The 232-nt window shown below is 56.0% G+C and carries 1 pseudogene; it reads left to right on the top strand.

From position 1 onward, the window contains the following. A pseudogene (locus ACGF5R_RS24965) lies at positions 1–232 on the top strand (phage portal protein); the annotation flags it as partial.

Below are 232 nucleotides of genomic sequence, written 5' to 3'. Positions count from 1 at the left end.
TTATTGCCGGGCGCAGTGGATGGGGCCGGGTCGTGGATGGGTAGATCCTGTTGCGGAGAAGAAGGGCGCTATCTTGGGTATGGATGCCGGGCTTTCTACTCTTGAGATGGAAGCAGCAGAAAACGCGGGTGAAGACTGGGAAGAGATGCTCGATCAGCGTAAGCGTGAACTTGATGCATTCGAAGAACGCGGTTTGACTCCGCCATCATGGGCGCAACTGGATGTTCCCGCT

This window comes from Photorhabdus sp. RM71S, from assembly GCF_042879355.1.
Classification (GTDB): domain Bacteria; phylum Pseudomonadota; class Gammaproteobacteria; order Enterobacterales; family Enterobacteriaceae; genus Photorhabdus; species Photorhabdus kayaii.
The sequence above is the reverse complement of the archived record's forward strand: the minus strand, read 5'-3'. Positions and strand labels throughout refer to the sequence as shown.